Origin of the sequence: Paenibacillus sp. V4I5 (assembly GCF_030817255.1) — a bacterium.
Classification (GTDB): Bacteria; Bacillota; Bacilli; order Paenibacillales; family NBRC-103111; genus Paenibacillus_E.
Genome location: NZ_JAUSZB010000002.1, coordinates 390,506 through 415,876, shown reverse-complemented (window position 1 = coordinate 415,876; position 25,371 = coordinate 390,506). Strand labels below are relative to the sequence as shown.

The 25,371-nt window shown below is 41.9% G+C and carries 27 protein-coding genes and 1 riboswitch; of the genes, 6 read left to right on the top strand and 21 right to left on the bottom strand.

What is annotated here, in order from left to right:
• Positions 1-12: 12 nt before the first annotated feature.
• The 6 genes from QFZ78_RS03850 to QFZ78_RS03830 all read right to left on the bottom strand — a co-directional run bounded on the left by QFZ78_RS03850 (position 13) and on the right by QFZ78_RS03830 (position 7,476).
• The gene (locus tag QFZ78_RS03850) at positions 13-2,337 is read right to left on the bottom strand and encodes a histidine kinase (protein WP_307545527.1); all 2,325 of its coding nucleotides are present in this window, start codon (positions 2,335-2,337) and stop codon (positions 13-15) included.
• A 79-nt stretch (positions 2,338-2,416) separates the two neighbouring features.
• Positions 2,417-2,980, bottom strand: coding sequence for a potassium-transporting ATPase subunit KdpC (gene kdpC, locus QFZ78_RS03845; protein ID WP_307545525.1), 564 nt, complete (start codon positions 2,978-2,980; stop codon positions 2,417-2,419).
• A 25-nt stretch (positions 2,981-3,005) separates the two neighbouring features.
• Positions 3,006-5,048, bottom strand: a complete 2,043-nt coding sequence (gene kdpB / locus QFZ78_RS03840; RefSeq protein WP_307545523.1) for a potassium-transporting ATPase subunit KdpB — start codon at positions 5,046-5,048, stop codon at positions 3,006-3,008.
• A 69-nt stretch (positions 5,049-5,117) separates the two neighbouring features.
• The gene (gene kdpA, locus QFZ78_RS03835; protein ID WP_307555474.1) at positions 5,118-6,791 is read right to left on the bottom strand and encodes a potassium-transporting ATPase subunit KdpA; all 1,674 of its coding nucleotides are present in this window, start codon (positions 6,789-6,791) and stop codon (positions 5,118-5,120) included.
• 48 nt (positions 6,792-6,839) lie between these two features.
• Positions 6,840-6,917 carry a potassium-transporting ATPase subunit F gene (locus tag QFZ78_RS38360; protein ID WP_373461097.1) on the bottom strand — a complete coding sequence of 26 codons (78 nt, stop codon included), beginning with the start codon at positions 6,915-6,917 and terminating at the stop codon, positions 6,840-6,842.
• A 163-nt stretch (positions 6,918-7,080) separates the two neighbouring features.
• Positions 7,081-7,476, bottom strand: coding sequence for a hypothetical protein (locus QFZ78_RS03830; RefSeq protein ID WP_307545521.1), 396 nt, complete (start codon positions 7,474-7,476; stop codon positions 7,081-7,083).
• A gap of 442 nt (positions 7,477-7,918) precedes the next feature.
• Positions 7,919-8,064, top strand: a riboswitch (cyclic di-AMP (ydaO/yuaA leader).
• A 55-nt stretch (positions 8,065-8,119) separates the two neighbouring features.
• Between QFZ78_RS03830 and QFZ78_RS03825 the strand changes: the two genes are divergently transcribed.
• Genes QFZ78_RS03825 through QFZ78_RS03815 form a run of 3 tightly spaced genes read left to right on the top strand, consistent with a single transcriptional unit; the run spans position 8,120 to position 11,408 of the window.
• Positions 8,120-9,472, top strand: coding sequence for a TrkH family potassium uptake protein (locus QFZ78_RS03825; protein WP_307545520.1), 1,353 nt, complete (start codon positions 8,120-8,122; stop codon positions 9,470-9,472).
• A 14-nt stretch (positions 9,473-9,486) separates the two neighbouring features.
• On the top strand, positions 9,487-10,146 hold the full coding sequence (locus tag QFZ78_RS03820; protein ID WP_307545517.1) for a potassium channel family protein: 660 nt from the start codon (positions 9,487-9,489) through the stop codon (positions 10,144-10,146).
• Positions 10,146-11,408, top strand: a complete 1,263-nt coding sequence (locus QFZ78_RS03815) for a cation:proton antiporter (protein WP_307545515.1) — start codon at positions 10,146-10,148, stop codon at positions 11,406-11,408. The genes QFZ78_RS03820 and QFZ78_RS03815 overlap by 1 nt, the downstream gene beginning before the upstream one ends.
• 83 nt (positions 11,409-11,491) lie before the next feature.
• Here the strand turns inward: QFZ78_RS03815 and QFZ78_RS03810 are convergent, their stop codons facing one another.
• The 4 genes from QFZ78_RS03810 to QFZ78_RS03795 all read right to left on the bottom strand — a co-directional run bounded on the left by QFZ78_RS03810 (position 11,492) and on the right by QFZ78_RS03795 (position 13,629).
• Positions 11,492-11,653, bottom strand: coding sequence for an N-acetyltransferase (locus tag QFZ78_RS03810; protein ID WP_307545513.1), 162 nt, complete (start codon positions 11,651-11,653; stop codon positions 11,492-11,494).
• 289 nt (positions 11,654-11,942) lie between these two features.
• Entirely contained in the window at positions 11,943-12,341 is a 399-nt protein-coding gene (locus QFZ78_RS03805) for a MerR family transcriptional regulator (RefSeq protein ID WP_307545511.1), read from the bottom strand.
• 27 nt (positions 12,342-12,368) lie between these two features.
• Positions 12,369-12,626: a carboxymuconolactone decarboxylase family protein gene (locus QFZ78_RS03800; RefSeq protein WP_307545509.1), complete on the bottom strand. Its 258-nt coding sequence runs from the start codon at positions 12,624-12,626 to the stop codon at positions 12,369-12,371.
• Between the two features lie 373 nt (positions 12,627-12,999).
• The gene (locus QFZ78_RS03795; protein WP_307545507.1) at positions 13,000-13,629 is read right to left on the bottom strand and encodes a hypothetical protein; all 630 of its coding nucleotides are present in this window, start codon (positions 13,627-13,629) and stop codon (positions 13,000-13,002) included.
• 276 nt (positions 13,630-13,905) lie between these two features.
• Between QFZ78_RS03795 and QFZ78_RS03790 the strand changes: the two genes are divergently transcribed.
• The gene (locus QFZ78_RS03790) at positions 13,906-14,607 is read left to right on the top strand and encodes a Crp/Fnr family transcriptional regulator (protein WP_307545505.1); all 702 of its coding nucleotides are present in this window, start codon (positions 13,906-13,908) and stop codon (positions 14,605-14,607) included.
• A gap of 63 nt (positions 14,608-14,670) precedes the next feature.
• Complete coding sequence (locus QFZ78_RS03785; protein WP_307545502.1) at positions 14,671-15,276, top strand: peroxiredoxin family protein; 606 nt, start codon at positions 14,671-14,673, stop codon at positions 15,274-15,276.
• Positions 15,277-15,610: 334 nt separating this feature from the next.
• Here QFZ78_RS03785 and QFZ78_RS03780 read toward each other — a convergent pair whose 3' ends face one another.
• From QFZ78_RS03780 to QFZ78_RS03740, 9 genes are all read right to left on the bottom strand, one after another.
• Entirely contained in the window at positions 15,611-16,141 is a 531-nt protein-coding gene (locus tag QFZ78_RS03780; protein WP_307545501.1) for a hypothetical protein, read from the bottom strand.
• 260 nt (positions 16,142-16,401) lie between these two features.
• Positions 16,402-16,758, bottom strand: a complete 357-nt coding sequence (locus QFZ78_RS03775; RefSeq protein WP_307545499.1) for a DUF3221 domain-containing protein — start codon at positions 16,756-16,758, stop codon at positions 16,402-16,404.
• A gap of 148 nt (positions 16,759-16,906) precedes the next feature.
• Positions 16,907-17,368: a hypothetical protein gene (locus tag QFZ78_RS03770; protein WP_307545496.1), complete on the bottom strand. Its 462-nt coding sequence runs from the start codon at positions 17,366-17,368 to the stop codon at positions 16,907-16,909.
• Positions 17,369-17,756: 388 nt separating this feature from the next.
• Positions 17,757-18,437 carry an aspartate/glutamate racemase family protein gene (locus QFZ78_RS03765; RefSeq protein ID WP_307545494.1) on the bottom strand — a complete coding sequence of 227 codons (681 nt, stop codon included), beginning with the start codon at positions 18,435-18,437 and terminating at the stop codon, positions 17,757-17,759.
• 71 nt (positions 18,438-18,508) lie between these two features.
• Positions 18,509-18,685 carry a hypothetical protein gene (locus QFZ78_RS03760; protein ID WP_307545492.1) on the bottom strand — a complete coding sequence of 59 codons (177 nt, stop codon included), beginning with the start codon at positions 18,683-18,685 and terminating at the stop codon, positions 18,509-18,511.
• A gap of 28 nt (positions 18,686-18,713) precedes the next feature.
• Complete coding sequence (locus QFZ78_RS03755; RefSeq protein ID WP_307545490.1) at positions 18,714-18,962, bottom strand: hypothetical protein; 249 nt, start codon at positions 18,960-18,962, stop codon at positions 18,714-18,716.
• A gap of 100 nt (positions 18,963-19,062) precedes the next feature.
• Positions 19,063-19,170, bottom strand: coding sequence for a YjcZ family sporulation protein (locus QFZ78_RS03750; protein WP_307545488.1), 108 nt, complete (start codon positions 19,168-19,170; stop codon positions 19,063-19,065).
• A 1,408-nt stretch (positions 19,171-20,578) separates the two neighbouring features.
• Positions 20,579-22,132, bottom strand: a complete 1,554-nt coding sequence (locus QFZ78_RS03745) for an alkaline phosphatase family protein (protein ID WP_373460408.1) — start codon at positions 22,130-22,132, stop codon at positions 20,579-20,581.
• Between the two features lie 115 nt (positions 22,133-22,247).
• The gene (locus QFZ78_RS03740) at positions 22,248-22,712 is read right to left on the bottom strand and encodes a YhcN/YlaJ family sporulation lipoprotein (protein ID WP_307545484.1); all 465 of its coding nucleotides are present in this window, start codon (positions 22,710-22,712) and stop codon (positions 22,248-22,250) included.
• Positions 22,713-23,077: 365 nt separating this feature from the next.
• Here QFZ78_RS03740 and QFZ78_RS03735 point away from each other — a divergent pair, with 365 nt between their 5' ends.
• Positions 23,078-23,590, top strand: coding sequence for a class I SAM-dependent methyltransferase (locus tag QFZ78_RS03735; RefSeq protein WP_307545482.1), 513 nt, complete (start codon positions 23,078-23,080; stop codon positions 23,588-23,590).
• Positions 23,591-23,775: 185 nt separating this feature from the next.
• Here the strand turns inward: QFZ78_RS03735 and QFZ78_RS03730 are convergent, their stop codons facing one another.
• Complete coding sequence (locus QFZ78_RS03730) at positions 23,776-24,144, bottom strand: MerR family transcriptional regulator (RefSeq protein ID WP_307545480.1); 369 nt, start codon at positions 24,142-24,144, stop codon at positions 23,776-23,778.
• Between the two features lie 73 nt (positions 24,145-24,217).
• Positions 24,218-25,198, bottom strand: coding sequence for an aldo/keto reductase (locus tag QFZ78_RS03725; RefSeq protein WP_307545478.1), 981 nt, complete (start codon positions 25,196-25,198; stop codon positions 24,218-24,220).
• Between the last annotated feature and the right edge of the window lie 173 nt (positions 25,199-25,371).

Sequence of the window (25,371 nt, the reverse complement as noted above, 5' to 3'; positions counted from 1 at the left end):
TATTCAATTCCATTATAAAGCTATGTTCGGATCAAAATCAGCCACAATTAAAACATCCATGTGCCTAGAAAGGCCAATCAGTTGCTTTACAACAGAACCTTTCCATAATTCTTCCCAGAATGATAACTTAGATTGACCGATAACCAACTGTGTTGTTTCAACTTCATCTGCTTTCGAAAATAAAACATTTGCGATTTGCTTGGGATTTTGACTTTTATGAACAATAAATTTCCCGCCTAATCTAACGGTCAGCCTTTCTATAGCATCGAGCCTTTGCTTTAGTTCATCAGGTATAATGTCCCCAACATGTACATAATTGACATACCAAGCGGCTTTTAACCTGTATGCAGTCCGGAAACCGCGCCGAATCAATCGCTCTGCATGCGGCGTGCTGTTCACACATACAAAGATGACTTCTTTTCTTCTCCAAGGACCGCGGAGTGAGCTTTTTCGTTCCAAAGACTCTAACCTCTCATCTACATCGTCAGCGATTTCACGAAGTGCAAGCTCACGTAAGGCGATAAGGTTCCCCGTTTTAAAAAAGTTATTTAACGCTTGATCGACCTTAACCATGGCATAAATTTTACCTTCCCTCATACGATGCTGGAGAGCTTCCGGGGAGACATCAATTAATTGCACTTCATCCGCCATTTGAAGAATACTATCTGGAACAGTTTCTCTTACACGTATGCCTGTTATTTGTTCTACAGCATCATTTAAACTCTCCAAATGCTGAACATTCACTGTAGTAATAACTGATATTCCCGCATCTAAAATCTCTAGCACATCTTCATATCTCTTTTTATTTTTGCTTCCTGGGACATTCGTATGAGCAAGCTCATCTACCAGCACAACCTCGGGGCAGCTCCGGATAATCGCCTCGGTATCCATTTCCTCTAACGTAACGCCTTGATACACAATACTTTCACGGGGAATGACTTTCAGACTCCCCATTTGGGCAATAGTTTCTTTACGATTATGCGTTTCCAATAGTCCAATTTGGACATCGATGCCCTTTTTCAGGTGATCGTTACCTTCTCGTAACATCATGTAAGTTTTCCCTACGCCTGGAGCTGCTCCTATATACACTTTGAATTTGCCGCGCTTGATTTTACCGATTTTATCAGCTACTTCTTTCTCACTCAAGCGCTTATATTTCTGCTGTTCTTGCGTGGATATGATTTTGGCGGGGAGGATCCGTTCACCCTCATGCTCAGCACGGTCAGCTACCAGAAATACATCGATATTTTTCATGATTTTCAAAAGATCGTTAACTACCGATCCCTGCCAAAATTCTTGCCACCTTGTATGTTTGGTATGCCCCATTACAATTCGTGTAACGTTATGTCGAGTCGCATACTGGACTAATGCCTTTGGAATGCTTCTGCGGTTTGGAAAGGGCAATTCTTCAAACTCACCGCTTACTTTTTCCACAAGTTTAATTATACTCCTACGGAAGGTTGTCACTTCTTTTGATAATGGTTTCTTAAAATTGCGGAAGGTGACCACCATAAGGTCCCCATTTAGTCGCTTGGCAATTTGTTGGCCTCTCCGAACATAAATCGAGCCATTCCAGTGATATTGAGTAGAAACAAGAATGCGCTCCGCGGCTCCGGATGGACCGATAAGTCCCATTTCTTCTCGATGCTCCTTTAAGGACTCATTTACATCCTCGGCAACAAGCCGAAGCGCCAATTCACGCAGAACTCCTAAATTGCCGCGCTTAAAAACAGCATTATCTTTATGAACTTTCAGATGCCCTTCTGCAAGCCGGCTTAATATCGTTTCGGGTGTCACGTCGATCAGTCTCACTTCATCGGCCATCTCTAACGTATCCGCAGGTACCGTATGCTCGACTTCGATCCCCGTCAACCTTTGAGCGAGTTCAGTATAGCCTTCAAGTTCGTACACGTTAACCGTTGTTATTACACTAATATCTTGAGAGAGTAAAAATTTGATATCCTCTAACCGTGTCGGGAAACGGGTATCCGGACGATTCCGATGAGCTAGCCCGTCAACAAGGACGACTTCTGGATTTCTCTCCAGTATGGCATCCAAGTTTAAATCTTTCTGTTCGGTGCCGCCCTGAAACCAATGAATACTGGGGACCCTCTCTAAATCTCCCAATTGTTCAACTGTCTCGGGTCTTTGAAGTGTTGAAACGGCGCAGATTACGACATCGATCCCCTGCTGCCTCAAGGTATGTCCTTCACGCAGCATATGATACGTCTTACCGGAACCGCTCACCGGACCGATATAGATCTTCAATGTGCCGCGGAGGAGCTTGGAGATAGAGTATAAAATTTCCTCAGGTGTTTTTCTTTTAAAGCTTCCCAATGCCTATTTCCCCTTTATGAAAAGAGATGAATGAAAACTTAGAAAGCCACCCCCATGTGTGGTGGGAGCGGCTGCGTTTTTATAGCTTCACTTGCTTCATTAATTCAATGTTTAATTCCGTTACATTCACACGCGGTTCTCCGAAAATACCAAGCTGGCGGTTTTTCGTATGTGAGTCAACTAATTGGTTTAATTTCTGCTCACTCATTCCCGTTTCTCGGCTGATTCTTGAAATTTGAGCTTTTGCCGCTTCCGGAGTCAGATCAGGATCGAATCCGGAGCCGGAGCTCGTTACCAAATCGGCGGGGATGTCTTTGATATTCGGGTTATCCTTTTTTAAAGCATCGATTTGATCAGCAATCCCATTCACATAATCCTCGGAGGCAACCGCCTGATTGGAACCGGCGGAAGCAGTAGGATCATATTTGGCAGCTGATGATCTGGGGTGAAACAGCTTTGGCGATTCAACGTTTTGAGCCAATAATTCAGAACCGATAACTGTGCCATTTGACTGAATCAAACTGCCATCAGCTTGTTTAGGGAAAATGGTTTGAGCAATCCCGGTTGTAACCAAAGGATAAATAAGTCCGCAAATCAGCATGAGTACTACGGACACTCGGAATGCGGTCAGCGTCATTTTCATATTCATATATCTCCTAACTTCTTTATTAGACGATGTGAAGTCCATGCAGTAGAAAGTCAATCACTTTAATACCTAAGAATGGAACAATAACCCCGCCGATACCATAGATCAGAACATTTCGTGTAAGCAGTTTATCGGCTGTCATGGCACGGTACTTCACGCCCTTCATAGCAATCGGGATAAGCAACGGGATAATGATGGCATTGAAAATCAATGCGGACAAGATTGCCGATTGGGGCGAAGCCAGATGCATGACGTTTAGCGCCCCAAGCTGAGGCATTGCTAGAATAAACATGGCCGGAATAATCGCGAAATATTTGGCGATATCGTTTGCGATAGAGAATGTCGTCAAAGCACCGCGAGTAATCAGTAACTGTTTACCTATGGAAACGACAGACAGCAGCTTCGTTGGGTCGGAATCCAGATCGATCATATTGGCGGCTTCTTTCGCAGCCATCGTACCCGAATTCATAGCTAACCCAACATCTGCTTGCGCTAGCGCCGGAGCGTCATTCGTACCGTCGCCAGTCATGGCAACCAACTTGCCTTCTTGCTGTTCCTTTTTAATCGCGGCTATTTTATCCTCCGGCTTTGCTTCGGCAATGAAATCATCCACTCCCGCCTCAAGAGCAATCGTAGCCGCCGTTAGAGGATTGTCGCCTGTACACATGATCGTCTTGATTCCCATAGCTCTAAGCTCTGCAAATTTCTCCTTCAGTCCAGGTTTCACAGTGTCCTTCAAGTAAATTACACCATATATGCGATCGCCTACAGCTACAGCCAGCGGCGTTCCTCCGGCTTTTGCTATGCGGTTGGTGATCTCTTCCAAATCGTTAGGAAGGCTGCCGCCTTTGGATGAAACATGCTTCTTGATGGCATCGACCGCACCTTTACGGATTAGAGTTCCGTTCGTTAAATTCAGGCCGGACATTCGGGTTTCCGCCGTGAATTCGACGACTTCTGCACCTTCATATTCGCTTCCAGCCCATGACTCGCCTAACTTACCTGCGAGCTCTACTACCGAACGTCCCTCTGGCGTTTCATCCTTTACAGACGCTTGCAAAGCTGTAAAGGTAATGTCTTTAGCGGATACTCCCCTTACAGGTATGAATTCGGCTGCCATCCGATTTCCATAGGTGATCGTGCCTGTCTTATCCAAGATTAGCGTATCGATATCGCCTGCGGCCTCTACCGCTTTACCAGACATAGCGAGAACGTTGTATTGCGTAACCCGATCCATACCCGCGATCCCGATGGCGGAAAGCAGCGCGCCGATGGTGGTCGGGATTAAACATACTAATAGGGCGATCAAGGTAGCTAAATCTAATTGAACGCTGAGATATTTAGCCATTGGGACCATCGTAATGATGACAATAAGGAATATTTGCGTTAATACGGCAAGTAAAGTTGTTAAAGCAATTTCGTTCGGTGTTTTTTGCCGCTTGGCTCCTTCTACAAGTGAAATCATACGATCTAAGAATGATTCGCCGGGGTCAGTCATCACTTTTGCTACAATGTAGTCGGAAGCCACTCTCGTTCCCCCGGTAACCGAAGAAAAGTCACCGCCTGCTTCCTTAATGACAGGTGCGGATTCCCCTGTTATCGCCGATTCGTCGATGGATGCGAGCCCTTCAATAATTTCTCCGTCCGTAGGAATAATCTCGCCGGCATCCACACGGACAATGTCCCCTTTTTTCAACTGGGTAGACGGGACCTGCTTGTAGGATCCATCTTTTTGAACAAGTTTGGCCATGGTTTCGGATTTTGTTTTCCGCAGTGTATCCGCCTGCGCTTTACCGCGTCCCTCTGCGAGGGCTTCAGCAAAATTCCCAAAAAGAACAGTAAAGAGCAGGATAAAAAACACAGCAATATTATAGCCCCTGCCTACATTCGTTGTGCTGAAAAGATCAGGTGCGAACGATAAAATTAAGGTAATTACAGTTCCTACTTCAACAATAAACATGACCGGGTTTTTAATCATAACCGCGGGATTTAGTTTCTTAAAGGCATCAAAGATTGCCTGTGATACGATTTCCTTCGTCATTGTGTTTTTACGGGCAGTAGTCATATAGATCCTCCTGAGAGTTTCGCGTAGCGAAACTTACTTCGTAAGCATATGCTTAATTTTACGCCACTCTTAATGCGGCATTGCCAGATGTTCAGCAATCGGTCCCAATGCAAGAGCAGGGAAGAACGTAAGCGCCCCGATTACGAGAATGATCATAATTAAAATTCCCGTGAACAAAGGGGTATTCGTCCGCAGAGTTCCTGCGGTTACAGGCACTATGCGCTTAGTCGCGAGAGACCCGGCGATTGCAAGCATCGCAATGATGGAAACATATCGACCAAACAACATAACGAGTCCAATGCCTACATTATAAAAGTTTGTATTGGCGTTCAGACCGGCAAATGCGGAACCGTTATTGGCTGCGCCCGAAGTAAAGGCGTAAAGCACTTCTGAAAGACCATGCAGGCCTGGATTGGATATGGACGTAATTGCTTCCGGACGCATGAGTGCCAGAGCAGTCGGAGCAAGAATAATTAAAGGATGCACAAGAAGTGCAATGGATGCGAGCTTTACTTCCTTACCCTCAATTTTCTTACCCAAGAATTCCGGCGTACGTCCTACCATCAGACCACAAATAAAGATGGATAAAATGAGATAAAGCAAACCATTAAGCAGACCTACACCTTTACCGCCAAATACGTTATTCAGCATCATTTCGGCAAGAGGGACAAAGCCACCCATAGGTGTTAATGATTCGTGCATATTGTTAACAGTACCTGTTGTGGCAGCTGTAGTTGCCGCAGTGAATAATGCTGATTCTGATATTCCGAACCGGACTTCTTTGCCCTCCATATTTCCGTGAACGCCTAATGTATCAAGCGCGGGTACTCCTTTATACTCTGATACAAAAACGGTAGTAAGCATGACTAAAAAGATGAGTCCCATAGCCGCAAAAACAGCCCAACCCTGTTTCTTATTCTTGATCATCAGTCCGAAGGCATACACAAGAGCGGTCGGAAGAAGCATCATGCAAACAATATGAACCATGTTTGTTAACGGAGTCGGATTTTCAAAAGGATGTGCCGCGTTTGTACCGAACCATCCCCCTCCATTCGTTCCAATATGCTTGATGGATTCAAGCGAAGCTACCAATCCTCTGGTAATTGTCTGCTTTGCACCTTCGAGAGTAGTAGCATCTACATTGCCTTGCAGCGTTTGAGGAACACCTTGAAATACCAAGAACAGTGCAACAATGAAACTAAGCGGCAGGAATATACGAGTAATCGAACGAACCATATCCACATAAAAGTTTCCAAGGTTATCCTGCCGGCCAATTAACCCGCGAATGAAGGCGATCGCCACTGCAAAACCTGTTGCTGCGGATGTGAACATCGGAAACGTAATCGCAAGTAATTGAGACAAATACGATAGCGCGTTTTCCCCGCTGTAGGATTGCCAATTCGTATTTGTAATAAAGGATACTGCCGTATTAAAAGCCTGCGCTGCCGGCATATTGTCGATCCCGTCCGGATTAAGCGGCAAAAACTTTTGAAGTCGCAGGACAAGATACATAAGGATCAACATGATGAAGTTGGTCAGAAGCATGGCGCCCAAATACTGTTTCCACCCCATTGCCTCTCCTTCGCGAACCCCCATAATTCGATAGGTCATTCGTTCAAACGGGCCAAAAACGCGGTTCAAACCCGTTTTTTCATAATCAAACACTTTTACCAGATAGCTGCCTACTGGCTTTACTAATAACATGATAATAATTAGCGTTATCGCTACCTGTACAAATCCCATACCCATGTTAAGATATCCTCCTCTTTCAATTAAGCAAATATCTTGTCTTTAAAACTTTTCTGGATATACTAAAACAAATCCGAGGTACAAAATCAGGGCAAATGCAATGATTCCAATGATAATCATGAAGCTACCTCCCTAGGCTTTTTCACATAACTTAAGAAAACCCCAAAATACTAAGAATGCAAAAATGAACAATAAAACCATTGTAATATCGTTATACATGCTTTTTACTACCTCCTCGCAGCAGTAAGCAGTTAATTGAGAATCTTTTTGGATAAAACGTATACTAAGTGACTAAGAATGAAACGTTACCTGTCTTTGAATAAATGACATAATCAGCACCGAGTCCCTTATAAATAAATCTTGCGTTTTCACGCTCCGTTATGACATAGAGCGATTCTGAGGTCCACTTACGGACGATTTGAAGATAACGACAGCATAACGATAAACTATCTTCGAACAAGAAGATTTTGCTAATTGAATAATTGGGAGCTTTCCAAGTCTCTTGTGCATCCGTATCCAATAAAATAAAATGATCCACATCAAACTTAGTAAGATGCAGCTGTTCATTTTTGTTATTCACGACAACTACGAAAGGCAGTCCCTTAAGCTCTAAATGATGAATAAATTGTTCACCGGCTTTCGTGGGTGCTACGACTAGTAAAAATTCTGATTCATTCATTACTTACCCCTCCATGTGGTTGAAGGCCACAAGCGGCTTCTTAGGTGAAATAGTCATACTGTACATTCCTTTGAGTGCAATTAGTCTTGTTAATAATAATGTCTATACGTTTCCTCTTGCTTCCTCCGAAAGGATTCACCCTCATCGGTATATTGAAATCTTAATACGTTTCGATGTAAAAATGGGGTAAATAATTCATGCCCCAGGTGTAAAAAAAACATAAAAATTGTTGAATTATAGTGTCCACCCCGAGAAATGGTCAAACAGTTTACATAGAGATCCAATTAACTCAAAATCACTCGTAAACAGGTGCAAACACTCGATTACGAAGGGTAAGTCCCTCGCCAGCCTCCTAGAAGCGATGGATTTATCGGAAAATACTCCCAAATCCGCTGAAACAAACTTTGTGCGTGAACGTAAACAGTTATATAATTCATATCAATTGAATAAAAAGCCGAATTTCTTTATGAAAACGGGGGAACCATGTAAATGGGGTGAATTTTGCTTCAGACCTTCAGCGTCTTGCAAATAGGGTGATCCGCGCATCCGAATCCGTCAGCTAACCTCGTAGGCTTTACGTCAGGAGCCATACCGTTAAGGGCATTGGATATCCAGTGTCTTTTTTGCATGCACAGGGGGCAATATGAAGAAAAAATTGGAAATTTGGCAGTTGACACCGCCGCAAATTCTTGTACTTGGCTTTGCTGCCATCATCTTTATCGGAGCAGTTCTTTTGAGCCTTCCCATTGCCTCGGCAACGGGGCAATCACTTCCGTTCATCGACGCACTATTTACAGCGACATCGGCAACTTGTGTAACAGGGCTCGTTGTGGTGGATACAGGGAGTATGTACACCATGTTTGGCCAAATCGTTATAGTGACCTTGATTCAAGTAGGCGGTCTAGGTTTTATGACGATGTCTACGCTGATCGCTTTCGCATTTCGTAAGAAGATTACGCTCAAAGAGCGATTGGTTCTGCAAGAAGCTTTTAATCAAGGTAGCATGGAAGGCATCATGCGGCTCATTCGCAAAGTCATTATTTACTCACTTAGTATTGAAGCCATAGCAGCCGCCATTTTGACGGTCCGTTGGACATTCGATTTAGGGTTTTCCAAGGCGCTATACTTTGGAATCTGGCATTCCATATCGATGTTTAATAATGCCGGGTTCGATTTATTCGGCACAATCGACGCTCCCTTCGTTTCCTTTACTGGGTATGCGGATGATTTCGTTGTGAATGTAGTTGTCATGGCGATTATCGTTCTCGGAGGCATCGGTTTTATTGTCTTGTCCGATTTGATGGATTACAAAAAGACTAGAAAGCTTTCCCTGCACTCGAAGGTTGTGCTAAGTATGACCGGACTGCTGATTATACTCGGCGCAGTTGTTATATTTATTTTTGAATATACAAATATCAAGACGCTCGGATCACTCAATTTTGGTGGAAAAGTGCTTGCTTCCTTCTTTCAATCCATAGTACCGCGTACAGCAGGCCCGAATTCTGTTGATATCGGAGCCATGCGGCAAGCATCTCAATTTTTCATTGTTATTCTCATGTTTATCGGCGCGTCTCCCGGATCTACAGGGGGTGGTATTAAAACAACGACCTTCGCGATTTTGATTAGTGCCATTGTAACGATGATCCGCGGGAAGGAAGACATCGTGATTTTCCGTTTTCGTTTGGCGAAGGATCGCATCCTTAAAGCAATTACGCTTACGATGATTGCATTGATTCTCGTTATCTTTGTCACGATGCTGCTAACGACGACGGAAGATGCGCAACTCCTCAAAATTTTATTCGAGGTCACCTCCGCCTTTGGTACGGTAGGTTTGTCAATGGGACTTACGCCGGAACTGACGACATTCGGTAAAATTATGATCAGCCTGACGATGTTCACCGGACGTCTTGGTACGATCACGCTTGCTTACGCATTACAACCGAAACAAGAGAAAGAATTATATAGATACCCAGAGGGTAAAATCACCATTGGATAGGGGGACAAGGAAAGATGAAAAATCAATACGCGGTGATTGGCTTAGGCAGATTTGGCGCTAGTATTTCTAAGGAACTCATCAAGCTTGGATACGAAGTGTTGGGGATTGATAAGGACGAAGAAATAGTTAATGAGTTGAGTTCCGAGCTTACACATACAGTTGTGGCCGATGCAACGGATGAAGAGGTGCTGAAGTCTTTGGGTATGCGCAATTTCGATTGTGCAGTCGTCGCGATTGGGGATGATATTCAATCCAGCATTTTAACAGCGATTGTGCTTAAAGATTTGGGTGTAAAGAAGGTTGTAGCGAAGGCACTCTCCGACTTGCATGGCAAAGTATTAAACAAAATTGGAGTAGACCGGATTATTTACCCGGAGCGAGACATGGGTATCCGTGTTGCACATCAACTTGTTTCTCCGAATTTACTCGACTATATTGAGATATCCAAAGATTACACGATTGCTGAACTTTCTGTATCCAAGCGGATCAGTGGTTTAACGATCAAAGAGCTGGATCCGCGCGCGAAATATGGTTGCAGCGTCGTAGCCATTAACAAGAAAACTGGCGTCATCATTGCTCCAACCGCAACAGATACTGTCAATGAACATGATATTATGGTCATCATAGGCACGAATGATCATATTGAAGATTTCGAGAGAGAAGTAATTGGCTAATGGAAAATACAACTTCCGACATGATTGACCACGTCATTATTCTACTTGTTTTAATTTTCGGATTGGGGATGTTATTCGGTAAAATAGCCCAATTTCTGAGACTGCCAGATGTAGCACTCTTTCTAGTTGCAGGTATGTTAATCGGGCAAGGCCTTCATTGGATTAATGAATCCAGCACATCTTTTACGAATCAATTTATTCTAGTCATTGGTTCTACGCTTATTTTATTCGACGGGGGTCGCAATATCAGACTATCGGGTCTTCGCCAAGTATGGATAACCGTGAGTTTACTTAGTATTCCAGGTGTTATCGTTACTTGCGGAGCCGTTGCAATTACCGCGCATCTGCTTTTGGATCTTCCGTGGTTATATGCACTACTGTTGGGAGCTATTATCAGTTCGACAGACCCAGCTACGCTCATCCCGGTATTTAAACAGGTGCGAATTCGTACGAGAGTAAGGGAAACTGTAGAGAGTGAGTCGGCTTTTAATGATGCTACAGGTTCGATTCTTACCTTTTCATTGTTGGCTATTATTATGGGAACCCAAGCAGTATCCCTCTCATCTGGTGTTGGTGAATTTGCGAAAACAGCGCTGGGTGGACTTCTTCTTGGTGTTGTCATTGGTTATGTAATGACCTATGTAACTGCGCATTTGAAGTTAGGTTTCCTCAGAGATTACGCGACCACTGCAATGGTAGTAACTTCCTTGGGTGCTTATATAGCCGGGGAACTGATAGGAGTCAGCGGCTTCATGGCGACTTTTACAGCGGGACTTATTTGGGGGAATGCAGGAACATTCAAGTTGGATATGAATGATAAGCTACACGAAATGGAGCATTTTTCCGAAAATATTACGGTAATTATGCGTATGCTGATTTTCATTCTTCTCGGCAGTCAAGTCAACTTCACCGTTATTTTGGAGCATTTCTGGACGAGTTTGGGTGTTATTTTTGTCTTTATGTTTATTGCGCGCCCTCTGACGGTATTACTTTGCACGTTACCAGATCGTAAAGCGAAGTGGAAATGGAATGAAATTGTTTTTATGTTTTGGGTGCGAGAAACAGGTGTAATTCCTGCAGCTTTGTGCGGGATGGTGGCAGGTATGGGCGTCCAACACAGCGAGCTAATAGCGAGTGTTACCTTCATGGCTGTTCTGATTACGATCTTATTCCAGGCAAGCTCAACGGCTTTTGTGGCTCGAAAACTTGGACTTGAAGTTAAGGCCGGTGAGGTAGAATCTAGAACTAACCATCAAAATTAAATAGGGGTTGAAATCGTCCTAATCGGCTTTTGTGGCGGATTAGGGCGTTATTTGTGTCTTTATAGAAACCTAAGATATCAGTTCTAAATTTCCACAATCGTTTGCTTTACTTGCACACCCTTACCTGGTATTAATTTAAATCCGAGATTATTATATAAAGTGCTAGCTAAAGTATCATCATCATCTGTTTCAAGCTGTAATCGGGTCGCTTTGTTCTCAATAGCTAAGTCAATTGCATACTGCATCAGCTTCCGACCTATACCCTAACTGCTCAGGCGATGTATCAGATTCGTCTACCCCATTGGAAGAAGAATTTATGTATCCAGCTATCTAGCCTTTAACATTAGGTACAAGGGACTCATTCAAAGATAGAATCTCTTATTCATTCACAACGCCCTCCTTACATGATTTCATTCCTCAATCATATTCACGAATTTCAATATTCTGCCCATTAAGGGAGTAAAGGCTGCCGTTCATGTGGCAGCCTTTATGAGTGTCTATTGAGCTCTCGTATCCGTTAGTTCAAAAGAAACTTCAGAGCGGTTTGGTTCGTGTTCGCTCTTCAATGTCCCGCTCCAACATCTTGTAATAATCGGTTTTCTCGTTTAAGGCTTCTAAGTTTACGATAAGCTGGTCGATCTGCTCCCGGATCTGTTTTTTATGGTCCTCGAGCATCCGTCTGCGTTCGGCGACCGTCTCGTCACCGAGGTAGCGCATCTCGGCGAAATGCTGCATTTCGCGAATCGGCATGCCGGTATCACGTAGGCGGATGAGGAACTGGAGCCATTCCACGTCCTTTTCGGAATAATAGCGGTAGCCGTTATCTTCTCTCCCAATGGTTCGGATGAGACTGACCCTCTCGTAATAACGCAGCGTATGAGCGGATAGGCCGGTCATCTTCGTAACTTGCTGAATGGTATACGTCGTTTTCATACTATTATTATATATCAGAATGCAGCGTTATTTCCCTTCACCCGGCAGAGTCATGCTGTTTAGCAGGTTCATTCCGTTAATGGCCGTCGGGAATCCCCCATAAAGAACCGATTGAATGATAACCTCCTCCATTTCCTGCCGAGTCAGCCCTACGTTGGATCCGGCCTCGATATGTACCCTCAATTGCGTCTCCCTGTTCAGCACCGTCAGCATGGCTATCGTTGCGATTTCTCGTTCCCTTAGAGTTAACCCTTCGCGGCCGTAAATATCGCCGAACCATTCCACGAGAATGTTCCCTAAATCGGCCCAAAGGGGTCACAACGGCTTCTCCTGCATGCCCGTCTACCTTCTTCAACATTTCCATTCCGAATTCATACCGATTTTTCATATGATCAGCTCCTTATGTTTTAGCTGATTCTCATTCTAAACTTTAGAGTGCGCTCTAAAGCAAGACATTTTTAAAAATCGTCATGGTAGGGGTCACCTCACGAAACGGAAAAAATCGTACGCTAAGCAATTCATTACATGAAAAAACCGGACCCTGTATTCTACAAAGGAATCCGGTTTTCGTAATCGGGTGGTAGCTAGAATTCGTTAAACTAACGTTATCCGTTAGCGCAATGAACATTTTATTATTGGGGAACTAATATCATCAAATTTAATCCAGTACATTGATGGTTAATTCAGATTGTATAAAAAAATCCTTGCCTTCTTTAATACCATAGCCTGGTACGTCTTTACTATCCTTTATATCCACATTTACTAGATCACCTAAGTTAAAGTTAACATTAGCCGTTATTTTATAAGTGCCTTTGGGAAGAAGTAAATCTTTTTCCTTATAAAACTTTTCATAAAAAGCTCTATTAGGATCATCAGTAGAGTAACCTCCTGATTTTACGTATTCTTTCCGATAAACAATATCCCTCTTTATTTGAGAAGTATGAATATCTTGAGTCACAGCCCCAAATGATTCAAACCATCCATCCAACTGTTTAATGCTAGAAGTTATATAGTCTCCCCCGTGTATGATCATTACATCTTCTTGATTTCCGTTGTATCTGAAATTTGCCCATAGTTTAATCGGTTCGTTTGATTTATATGTCTCTTTGTTCGAATAAAGCTTTAGATCAAAATCGTTCTTTACATCATTAGCTATTTCTTGATTAGTTGCGGTCGATGAACCTTGTACCGCATTGGTTTGGGATGGTTGTATTTTCATTGGATTAAAAAAGTATATTGATAGAGTAATTAGAATTACAAAAAAAATTATTCCAGATTTTACTTTCATGCAATGATGCCCCTCTTCTAAGTTTTAATTGTCATCACTATTCGGTTAGAAAATAGAAAATCCTTTGTTTATCCGTGTGGGAATTTATTGAAAGTATTCTGCCCGTTACTTTAATACACAAAAGAGGAGCTGCCGCGAAGCAAGCCCCTCAATTATAGTTTCTCGTTAACTGAGTGCTTTCATGGAGCTGGATCTAGCTTCCTTTGAGTGACTAGTCATAGCACGCATCGATCCTGTAAAATAAAGATATCAATCTATCCGATCGGAGAATCTCTCATGACAAATGTCTTCCCTGAGTTGCATACCTTGACCGACACTTTCCCCTGTTTCCAAGCTATCCCATCTGATGAGTGGGCCGCCGCTCAACCTCGGCTTAGAACATTTTCTGTTAAATCTACCTTATTTCGTAAAGAGGATGCGGCTGAGTATGCCTTGTTCCTCATTGCAGGAACAGTACAGATCTCGACTGTAACCGAAGGGGGCCGTGAAGCGCTTTCCAACCGGCTGTCGGCCGGTGATATATGCGCCATTATGGTGTTAAGCGGTTTAAGCGAACGCGAATACCCCGGCACCATTACGGCGGAGACCGAGGTGACAGCCCTTTTCGTGGCGAAGAGCTCGTTTATACGATGGATTCAGATGTACGCGCCTATTCGGAATGCGGTATTTGGCAACATTTTGGATGGGTTGATCCGTATGGGCAGCATCCTTTCAAGTAAAATGGCGCAACCGCTGGACTCTCGGATCGCCGGAACATTGTTGAGGCTGACGTTGGAGCAGCAGCCTACCATCCAGATTACACATCAGCAGTTAGCTGTCGAACTAGGGACCGCTCGTGAAGTAGTCAGCCGCGTTTTGAGCCGAATGCAAAAGAAGAGTTGGATCACTATGGGACGGGGTTGGGTATCGGTTCGGCAGCGGGGAGTATTGATGGAGCTCGTAGGTGATCAGGTCACAGAAGGAAAGGGCATTTCATGATAAAGTAAAGTCAGTCGGGCCAGACTGAGGTTTACCAATTATATGACTAGGAGGCTTATCACAATGAGAATTCCATTATCTAAGGGGGAAATCGCCCCTGATTTCACGTTCACAGGTGTCGACGGAGTTCCTCTCCAGTTGTCCGATCTTCGCGGTCGCAAGGTGCTGCTCGCGTTCTTTCGCAACGCCACCTGCGCGATGTGCAACTTGCGGGTGCGGCATTTCATCCGGCGCTACGACCAGTGGCGCCTGCAAGGACTGGAGATAGTAGCGGTGTTCGAGTCTCCGGAAACTAGCATGTCCCAGTATGTCAGCCGGCAGGAAGCGCCATTCCCGTTAATTGCTGATCCTCAAGCCAATCTCTATGACCTATATGACGTCGAAGTGTCCGAGGAGAAGGTGCAAGCGACGATGGCTGATACGAATACACAGAAGTTCGTAGCTGAGGCGGCGGCTGAAGGTTTTGCTTTGACTAAGGAGGAAGGATCCAACTTCTATCGCATCCCGGCCGAATTCTTGATCGACGAGAACGGCATCGTACAGGATGCGCACTACGGCCAACTTGTGATAGATCACTTACCGCTCGACGTAATTGACCGTTTTGCTGCTGGTAATTACGGCGCAGTCGATTCAGGAGTGTCTGTTGAATCTAAAGTGAAGCCAGAATAGTACTGGTGATTTACATAGGTTTCATTCAGTTGGTGTCATGCTCACATATGCGACAAAACGTTGGCACTTTCAATACACGACAAAGGCGAGTTGTTGGCAAAACACGAATAAGACTTTAACGTCGGTACCACCCGGTGTTAAGGTCTTTTCTTTTGCGATTTCAGCGAAAACTACACAGGCTTCTTTATGAGATATCTTGTATTGAGCAAACCCAAACTATCTTCCCGTATTTTAGCAAACAAAAAGGAGCCGTGACGAAAGCAGGCTCCTCTACTAACGTTTCCGTTAGTTTAATTCCCTCTAACTGTTTCGAATAGACCATACAAAATAACTTTTATTCGATATTTTCTTCAAGAACAATTGCCCACTCATTTCCTTTTTTTTCTAGATGGGCTACATGTATCTTACCATCATGCTTTTCCCAAACGATTTTAGCTTTGTTTTTATCTTTGTGGAGCAAAATGCAGTCAAGAAAGTCTCCCATTTCGTATGCTTCCTTTGCTTGAATTGATGCTTTTGAATAGGCTGAAGCTTCTTGGCTGGATAACATGTTTTTAAATCGAATATCAATATCTGGATCAGCAATTAGTTCCCAATCTTTTTTATCGAAATCCCCTTCATACTTACTAATGATTTTTTCGGTAGCTTTTTCCCACGTTTTGTACAACTTATCATATACATCTTTTTTTTCTGTTTGAGCGTATTCTTTATGAACAGTTATATGGGAATTAATTGCATTTTGTTTAATGAATTCTTTTTCAGGCGACATTGAAGCGTTGGTAGTATTATTTAAATAAGCAACACTACTAAGTACCAAAGCACTACCAGTTAATACAATAGCAAAAGTCTTTTTACTCATTTTCATTGGGTTACTCCCCCTCAACTATTCTCATTAATACAGCGACCCCTTCTTCCATAAGCATGAAAAATCATTACTCCGTTCTCAGAGATAACAAATAATACCATATTTTTAGACGCTGTAAATACATTAGAAGTTGCGCATAACTGCCCGTTACTTGAATGAGCAAAAGAGGAGCTGCCTCGGGGCAAGCTCCTTCACTATCGTTACCCATTAGCTTAACGACGATACGATTATTGATTTGGTTCTCATTCACAACTACCTAATTATTCCTTTTGTCTTTCTATCTTATCAGCTACAATTTGAGGGGGATCAGATTGCATCACAGCATATTCGCCTTTATCATTTGTTTTGGGAGTTACATTAACTTTTTCGCCTACTCTTAGTTCGTTGTAGAGTTGGGAATCTTCTACAATATAATAGACTAATTCAATATTACTCTTTTTGAAGGTAGTAAAGGTCTTACTTTCTGCATCCTTCTTAGAAATTTGCTTCGCCACTAAGATTCTTTGCTCTTCCTTTGCAATAATGTAATTTCCCTTTTCAGCTTCAGACGAAGCACTACAACCACTAAATACACATACGGCAAGTGTTAAGGCTACGCCTAAAACTAACTTTTTCAATATTTTCACTCCTCCTGGTAAAAAAAAGTCTTTATCCTACCCACTTTATTAGACGGATCTCTGGTAATAATTTGTTGCGTTAAACTGGACGTTACTGTACAGGCTGCCAATGCTGGCAGCCTGTTGTCATGGTGCTATCGTTCTTACGTTAGCGTAACGAAGGTTCGGTTAGATTCAATTCTGAATTGAATAACCTATTTTTCTTTAGAAAAGTCTTTAAATTGTGGTTTTTAACATAGACTGCAACAAAACCATTTTCTTTCGTAAATACCAGTAGAGTAGGAAAATATGTTTTGGACGGACTAATAAACATTACTACTTCTGTAACTGTTCCAGAAATCAAATCGTTATTAACCTTGTAAGGAGGCATTAGCGGGATCTTAATTGCTATGCCCTCGCTTGGTTCTATTTTTAAAGATCCTACGGTACCATTTGCTGAAGACAACCATTCTTTAACCTGGTTTTGTAAAGAATTTGAGTTTTTAATTGTAAGGATTATCTCACCATTTTTAATATCGAACACTTCTGCGCCATCAGATGCCCCAACTGTTTGAGAAAAAAAGAGACTAAATGCAATTACAAGGAATAGCATGCGAGCTACCGTTTTCAAGTATAATCAACCTCCATTCGAAAGTAATATTCCCCAATATAAAAAGAACATTTACATTTACATTCGGTCAATTGAACTATGCTGCCCGTTAGCGGAGCAATCAGACTAAAAAAATAAACCATTAAAAACTGCTACAAATAAACCCGCGATTATGCGCATATGTTTGTGTCGTAAAACGATTATGCACCTATGTTTGTGTCGTGGCTTCGCGACACAAACATAGGTGCTTTCAAATAAAAAATCCCCAATTAATGGGGATCTCAAAGCACATATGTTTATGTCGCCGGACAGTTGGACATACAAAAAAGCCTTTGGATTTTATTCCAAAGGCTTTTGTCCAAATATCCCCTGCCCTAGCCTGCTGCCGCTGAACTGCTCCTTGTCTTGTCTATAGTTCACCGTTGAATAAACCTTGTAGACTCGATTCAATATGAGTTACTAATGTATTCAAGGGATTTCCGATTTTCACATCCATTTCACACTCAATTTTTTCGGCAGTTTCGACCATAGATAATTGTGCGACAGAGACGATCTTGTTTTGATTAGAGATAAGCAAACCCTTAATATAATTAGATAACTCGTTAACATATTGCTCTTTTTTCCCCTGCATTATTAGCTCGAATGTATTCTCTATGATTTGTACGTCGATATTAATTGGTTTAACATGTGTAGTTGCAAATTCATTAAGCCTTCTCATCGTTCCTTCGACTGTTGCTGGATTAGTAAATAGTAGCACTTGTGGCTCTGTTATACTGCAAACATAATGGAAAAACGGCTCGTCAATTTTTATGATAGGAACTGATGTCTTAAGTTGTTCGTCGTCGAGAAGAGCAATGTAGTTAGTACATGTAATTAGAATTGCATCAACCTTGGTACTGGCTATCCATTCAATCTGATCATTTACCTTGTTTTGGGCTTTTGTTAAATCAAAAGTTTCATCTGATGCGATTCTACTCATTAAGCCTGGGTCGACAAAGTGTACTAACTCCAAATCATTTGAAGCAATAGCTTTTTGAATATACTCAATATTAGAGTAGTGGGCATGCAAACAACCAATCTTTCTCTTCATTTAATAACCACCCCACTTAAATTTTCCTTATACTATCAGATTATTGTATTTTTATCCAGAACAATTTGTTTTCATTTCTTGAGCCTGTCCTTTCCTTCAACAGACATGTCGACTTCTTCAATTCCGTTAATTAAATCTTCTCTCAAACTACCCTGGTAGTAAATATCAATTATCCTTTCAATAAATTCATTGTTATTCATCTTAAAGAATTTTTGTTGATTCTGCCTTAATACATTCTTGGCTTTCAAAAATTATGTCCTCTCATATGAAGTCGCATTACATTATAGTAATTGCTTTCTGCACGGTCTCATCCGGTTTTCTGGTCTGCTCGACCAGTGCAGTCAGCCGTTCCGTAGCTGTACCGCCTCGGCCCTTGCGTACCGCCAGCTTCTTCGCATTTGCCTTATAATTTTCGATTATTGCCGTCATCGCAAGCACCCCGGCATTTTTGGCCGCAGTATTTTCGCCCAGCTTCACCGTCATGCCTGCCCTAACATGAACGTTTAGCGGAGTGCAGGCTGCCACCCGACAGCCCTTATGATAAGACAACAAGAAAAAACGGCCCTATCGCATCTATTTCGCGATAGGGCCGTTTTTGTATTTAAGATATTTTTATGTTGTTGGATTAAATTGCAAAAGCTGATGTGATGATTACCAAAAGAATAAAAAGAACCAAAATAAATGCTACGTTTTTGCCCATACCATAACCTTCACCATAACCTACTGCTCCCATGTTTACTCATTCCCTTCAGTGGTTTTTCACTACGGTATAAATATATGTTCGGTACATAGTGCTTGCTTGGACGTATACCATTGTGAGGCAAACGCTGAGGAAACGAGCAAACGTATCGTAATTGATGCTTTTACTGAAAAGGCTATTTCAATTGCAGTTACAAGAGAGATAAGCTTCTTCTTAAAAATACGACTCTTCGCCCCCAACATGCCAATCGAAAGCTGTGATCTCAATGGGCTTTAATACCTGCCTAAGAAAAAGGTCGTTTTTCTCAAACGCTGTTAAAGACCCATGCTTCTTGCTATTCTGTAGGGACGGGCAGCCTCACGAACTTAATGTCGACTGTTTGTATGTTAGAGTTGCATTTAAACCATTCACCGATTAGTTCTTCTAAGATAGTCCCTCATGCTTTCGGATGGTAGCTCGAATGTCCTTATTAATAAACCCTTAGCTTTATGAGACCAAGTTCTTGTCAAAATCGGGTCGGGATCAATTTCTTGTCTTTTGGTTTTGACAAGAACTTGATATGCAGTATCGGGGATGCAAAAACCCGTATTCCGGAATGCAAACATTTTTCTAATAAGGATTGTGATTTGGAGAAATACTTTTATGGAATATGATATGACAGGGGGTGAACTATAAACATGAGCAAAACTAACGACACCAACAATCCAAAACATGCCACGTCACGATCGAACAATCCGAACGATCAAGGAAGAACTGGAGTTCAAAAAAAATCGAAATAAAGCTGACGTACCAGTCAAATACTATCAAAACATCTCAAACCCGGGTACTTGACCGAGTTTTTTGGGAAATTATAACAACAAACCACTTCTGACAATGGATTTAGTAAGAGTAAGTAATTGCTTTATTCTGCCCATTAACGTAACAAGGCTACCGATTAATTCACGCGGCAGCCTCGTATTGTTCTTCTTTAGTTCAATGACTACCGTATGCTTTATTTAAGATATCCAAAAGTTTTTTTGTTCTGGATTCCTCGATTGTGTAGATTGTTCCCGTATTTGGAAGCTTCCTATGTGTACCTTTTTCGAGTTGGTTAATTATCCAGAGATAAAACTGATCATTTCCTAGGAGTTTCGGAAGAAATATGTTTTACCAAAAATTCATAGTGATTATAAAGACTATGTTGGGTGCATTAAGATTTATCAACATAGGCATGATTAGATAATTCATGTCCGTCCTTGGCAATGGTTCGGACTTTTTTGAATTCCCCCGATATATTGGCTTAGGTAACACATCGGAAGTTGGATTTTAGGCGATACTTCTTAATAAATAATTTAAAGCGGTTCCGTATTACCAATTGCTTAGTTCAATTGATAGGTCTTAAATTCCGCACTAAGGCACTCCCTTTTTTGCAACGTAACATTGATTCCGTAATTCGTTAAACTTATTCGTTCACCAATTGTAGGATCCAGTCTTTAATATCAACAATTCGCAGTGTTTTTGGCCGGGTATTCGTTCCGGATATAATTAATGGGACAAGTGAGTCTTTTTCATGCAACGAGCCATGTGCCCCTCCGCCGATGTGGGTAGGGGAGCTTTCACCGACGAGTTCATAACCAGGTTGGACCGTGACGACAACATATCTTCCTTCATGAGAATGCATAGCCCCGTATAGCCTCGCCAAAACGTCAGGATACTTCCCATACTTAATATTGTTATTAGTTGTCGTAATATCCACGAGACCTGGCTCGCCCGATATAGTCCACGATTGTCCATATTCATCCGTATAATCACCACCAGGACGATAATAAAACATTTTATCGTTTTTCCCTGCTATAACACGAACATTTTCATCGTCTTTCATTGCAATAATGTCGAGCTTTTCCTCATTTTGCAAAAGCTTCACTACGTCAGATAACTGCACATTCGCATCGATCGCATAGACATAGGCCATCCGTTCATTTGTGGAAATCACAATTTGGTCTTCGGTCCTTACCGGTTGATTTAATTTCGCAATGCGGTAACGGTTCAATAGCGGCCTTATTTCAACAGTGGCTGCCTGCCGATCATCGTAGACAGCGCTTTGCGCACTATCACCCATAATGATCCATACCGCATTCTTTACAGCCTGCTCCCACGATCCGTAAGCGTTAAGCACGACTTGAAGTCCTTGATCCGCTTTTTTAATCCCACCAAAATGATCCGTACCCTTTCTATGTACTTCGTTATCATTCTCCGGAAAGTAAGTGATGGTTACATTCGGAAGCTTTTTTTGACTAATTAGAAAAGCGGTGTCTTGTGCAGAAAACTCATCGTTCATTCCGTATTTTTTCCACATAGAAGCGTTCCGGTCATTCTTCGAGTCCAGTTGTGCAAGAGCTGCATAGGAGAACAACGTAGGTCCTGTTATTTTCATTTGTTTAGGCAAACGCGTGCTGAATGATAACAAGCGGGGCACTGTTAAGGTGTGTTCTGTTTTTCCTCTAAAAACAATAGCATTTATTGACGCAGAGTGTTTTCCTTTTTCGGCCAACTCTTCATGAATCGTTTTAATTTCTTTGTTTAGTTGAACCTGATTTAACTGATAAATAGCATCCGTTAATACTTGCAATTGATCAATTTTCAACGCTTCTTTGGCACCATTTCCGTAGAAAATCATGCGGTTCTCTTTACCACTGTACCAAACAAGTCCGGGCACATGATGCCGGTCTGCGTACGTCCCCGTTAATAAAGTGCTATCGATCGTCACGGACATCGTTGGAAACGAACTCACAATCTCTGGGAAGTATTGTCCGTTATTAAGCAGAAATTGTATCGCAGGTGCATGACCTTGCCCAATCGCTTCTTGCAAAGGTTTATCCATTAAAGAATCAATAAGGATACATATGACAGGTTTTGTATTTTGATTTGTTGTGATAGGAGACTCGACGCTTTGTTGGTTTAGCCGTGGGCTGGGGTTTGCCCTGCAACCGATACTAAGCAAACTTAGACTTATCATTAGCAGAATGGCAATTTTATCTTTTGTTTTCAATTGTTTACCCCTTTCTTTTAATCAAGAAAAAATCAAATGAATCCCACCTCGTTAATATAAGGATGGGATTCAAGCGTATCATTTATCGGGCGTTTGGAATAATTCGTTGGACCATTTCGTTAAATTCTTCGAAAAATCCGGTAACAGGTCTTCCTTGTCCTACATCCGTTACATACCTATTAGTACGATCCACAAATTCAGGATTGGTGGAAACATATACATTTTGAATACTTGGATCGACTGCCCTAATTTGCTGGGCGATTTGATCTTCCATCTCACGGGAGAGCTGGCCTTGATTATCGTTCACTGCGGCAGCTACATAGGCGTTTCTTCGCGTCACTAGCACATTCGCTTGCCTCACGCCATTTAATTGTCTAATCTTTTCTGCAGCTTGATTGGCGATATGAACTCGGGTATCCAAATTCTTCTGCGGTTGGTCTTGGGCTTGCTGCATTTGAATCCCTGGCTGTTGCGCTTGGTTATTGTTCGTCGTGCAACCCATCATAATAACCGAAATGATGAAAAGCAATGTAATCCCTTTAAACAATTAGCTCCACTCCTTCAGGTAATATGCTTTTAGTATGCTTTTTGATTCATTATTAATTCACATATTTTTCTTACTTTTGAATCAGCAAAGGTTTTACGTATCATACCAATTTTTCCAGCCGGTTTTTCTGAGGGAAATTTCACTCCCTCTCTTATCAAACTGAAAGTAAATATACCCAATTTTTGTTAACATTATTAAAATATAGGAATTATTAACCTGAATTTTTTTAAATTTCGCAGGTTAAATTATCTTTCGTGACATAATCCGAAAGATGGTGAATTGCCATTAACATTTCAATCTCGCCTAGGCTCTATCATTGGTTTGTTCGTCCGAAATGGTTTACCAAAAAGTATATTCACGAACACTTGCAATCCCATTTTACATTTGAGGGTCAGGCCGTACTGGATTTCGGCTCCGGAACTGGAGCGAATTGCTCTATGTTCCATCCGTTAAATTATCTAGGCATTGACCCTGATGCTAAGCGTATTGACTATGCAATGCGAATATATCCCCGCCATACATTTCAAGTCTTGGAAAGTGATAATTTACCTGTCAAGAATGAATCGGTCGATTACCTGCTCATCATCGCTGTGTTACATCATATTACTTCGAATGAAATATCAAGTTACATGAAAGAATTTCAACGAATTCTAAAACCTAACGGAACCATCATTGTAATGGAACCGTGCTTATGTATGAAAAAACCGTTATGCAACAGATTTATGAAATGGTACGACAACGGTGAGTATATTCGTAATGAAGAAGAATATATTAGATTGTTTCGAGATCACGATTATGACTGTAAGGTCATAAAACGATTTCGAAAATGCTTTTTATACCATGAATTGTTTTTTTCAGCAAAATTGAAATCACTTTAAAGTTGGTGAATAAAAGAATCCCTCCTTATGCAACCACCTTCAAGAAACGTAGCAAAGCAGGTTCTGTTCAACATTAGCACTTCTTATTTTGGAGTAAATCTGTCCGTTACTTCAATAAAAAAAAAAAAAACGGAGCTGCCGCTAGGCAAGCTCCTTCACTTATCATAATTAATGTTATGGTCTATTTAGCGTTTTTCTTTTTCAACAATTGTCTGTTCATATCTAGAAATTTTATTATTAAGACGTTCAAACACGTTCTTCATATCTTCCATTTTTGTAATGAGCTGCTTACGCTGCTCGATTAGGAGTTCTTTTCTAGCCTCCATGGTTTCATCACCCTGTTGAAACAACCCAACATACTCAATCAAAATTTCAACAGGAAGACCTACGCCACGCATACATTTGATAAATTCAACCCACCTACAGTCTTCTTCAGTATAATCCCTGATTCCGCTTTTATTGCGGTTCACCCGTGGAATTAGTCCGATTCGTTCATAATAGCGGAGTGTATCCTGTGACAAAACAAATTTTTCACTTACTTCGGCTATCTGCATTCAGATTTCACCTACCAATTTCATATCAAGAACGTCCATGAAATTAGTTAGGACGTTCTTGTCGTTTCTTATATCAAACTGCACCAATTACCCGATGGGGAACATAGAGCTCTTCCAGTGATGCCATTTCTTCAGGAGTTAATGTAATCGAAAGAGCAGCTACCGGATCTTCGAGATGAGACATTTTCGTAACACCGATAATGGGAGCTGTTACTGGTTCTTTTTGAAACAACCAGGCAAGTGCGATTTGAACCCGGGGAACGCCACGTTTTTCTGCGATTGCTGCAAGGCGATCTACTATCAAACGATCCGTACTTGCAGTCGCAGCATATTTAGATCTCTGAGCTTGATCGGTTTCGGAACGATACGTTGTTTCCGACCAATCACGCGTCAATCTTCCTGAAGCTAGCGGGCTGTAAGGGATCACACCGATTTTCTCTTCCTTACAGAGTGGCATCATCTCCCTCTCCTCTTCACGGTATATGAGGTTTAAATGATTTTGCATCGTCACAAACCGGGTCCACCCATTTTTTTCAGCTACATGTAATGCCTTTAGGAACTGCCATGCGTACATAGCAGAAGCACCAATATATCTGGCCTTCCCGGCCTTCACAACATCATGCAAGGCTTCCATCGTTTCTTCGATAGGCGTATTATAATCCCAGCGATGGATTTGATAAAGGTCTACATAATCCGTTCCCAATCTCTTAAGACTCTTATCAATTTCACTCATGATTGCCTTTCGGGAAAGACCAGCACCATTAGGACCTTGATGCATACGGAAATGAACTTTTGTGGCGATGACAATCTCATCACGATTCGCATAATCCTTTAGCGCTCGTCCAACAATTTCCTCGCTTGTTCCGTCTGAATAAATATTCGCCGTATCAAAAAAATTGATACCAAGCTCTAGAGCTTTATTTATAATAGGACGACTACTTTCTTCATTAAGTACCCATGGATGAGTCCACCGCTCTGCTACACCAAAGCTCATACAGCCAAGACAAAGCCGAGATACATCCAAGCCCGTATTTCCAAGTTTCACATAGTCCATTTGGTTGTTTCCCACTTTCCATTAGATATTTTTTCCTTCATATGTAGTTTACTCTCTGGAGTTAACTCCAAGTCAAGTGATTGTGCTTGCAGTGCGTGTTTAGCTATCCTGCCTATTACTTGAACTAGAGTAAAGGGCTGAATATTCAGCCCCTCCTCATCAAACCGTACATG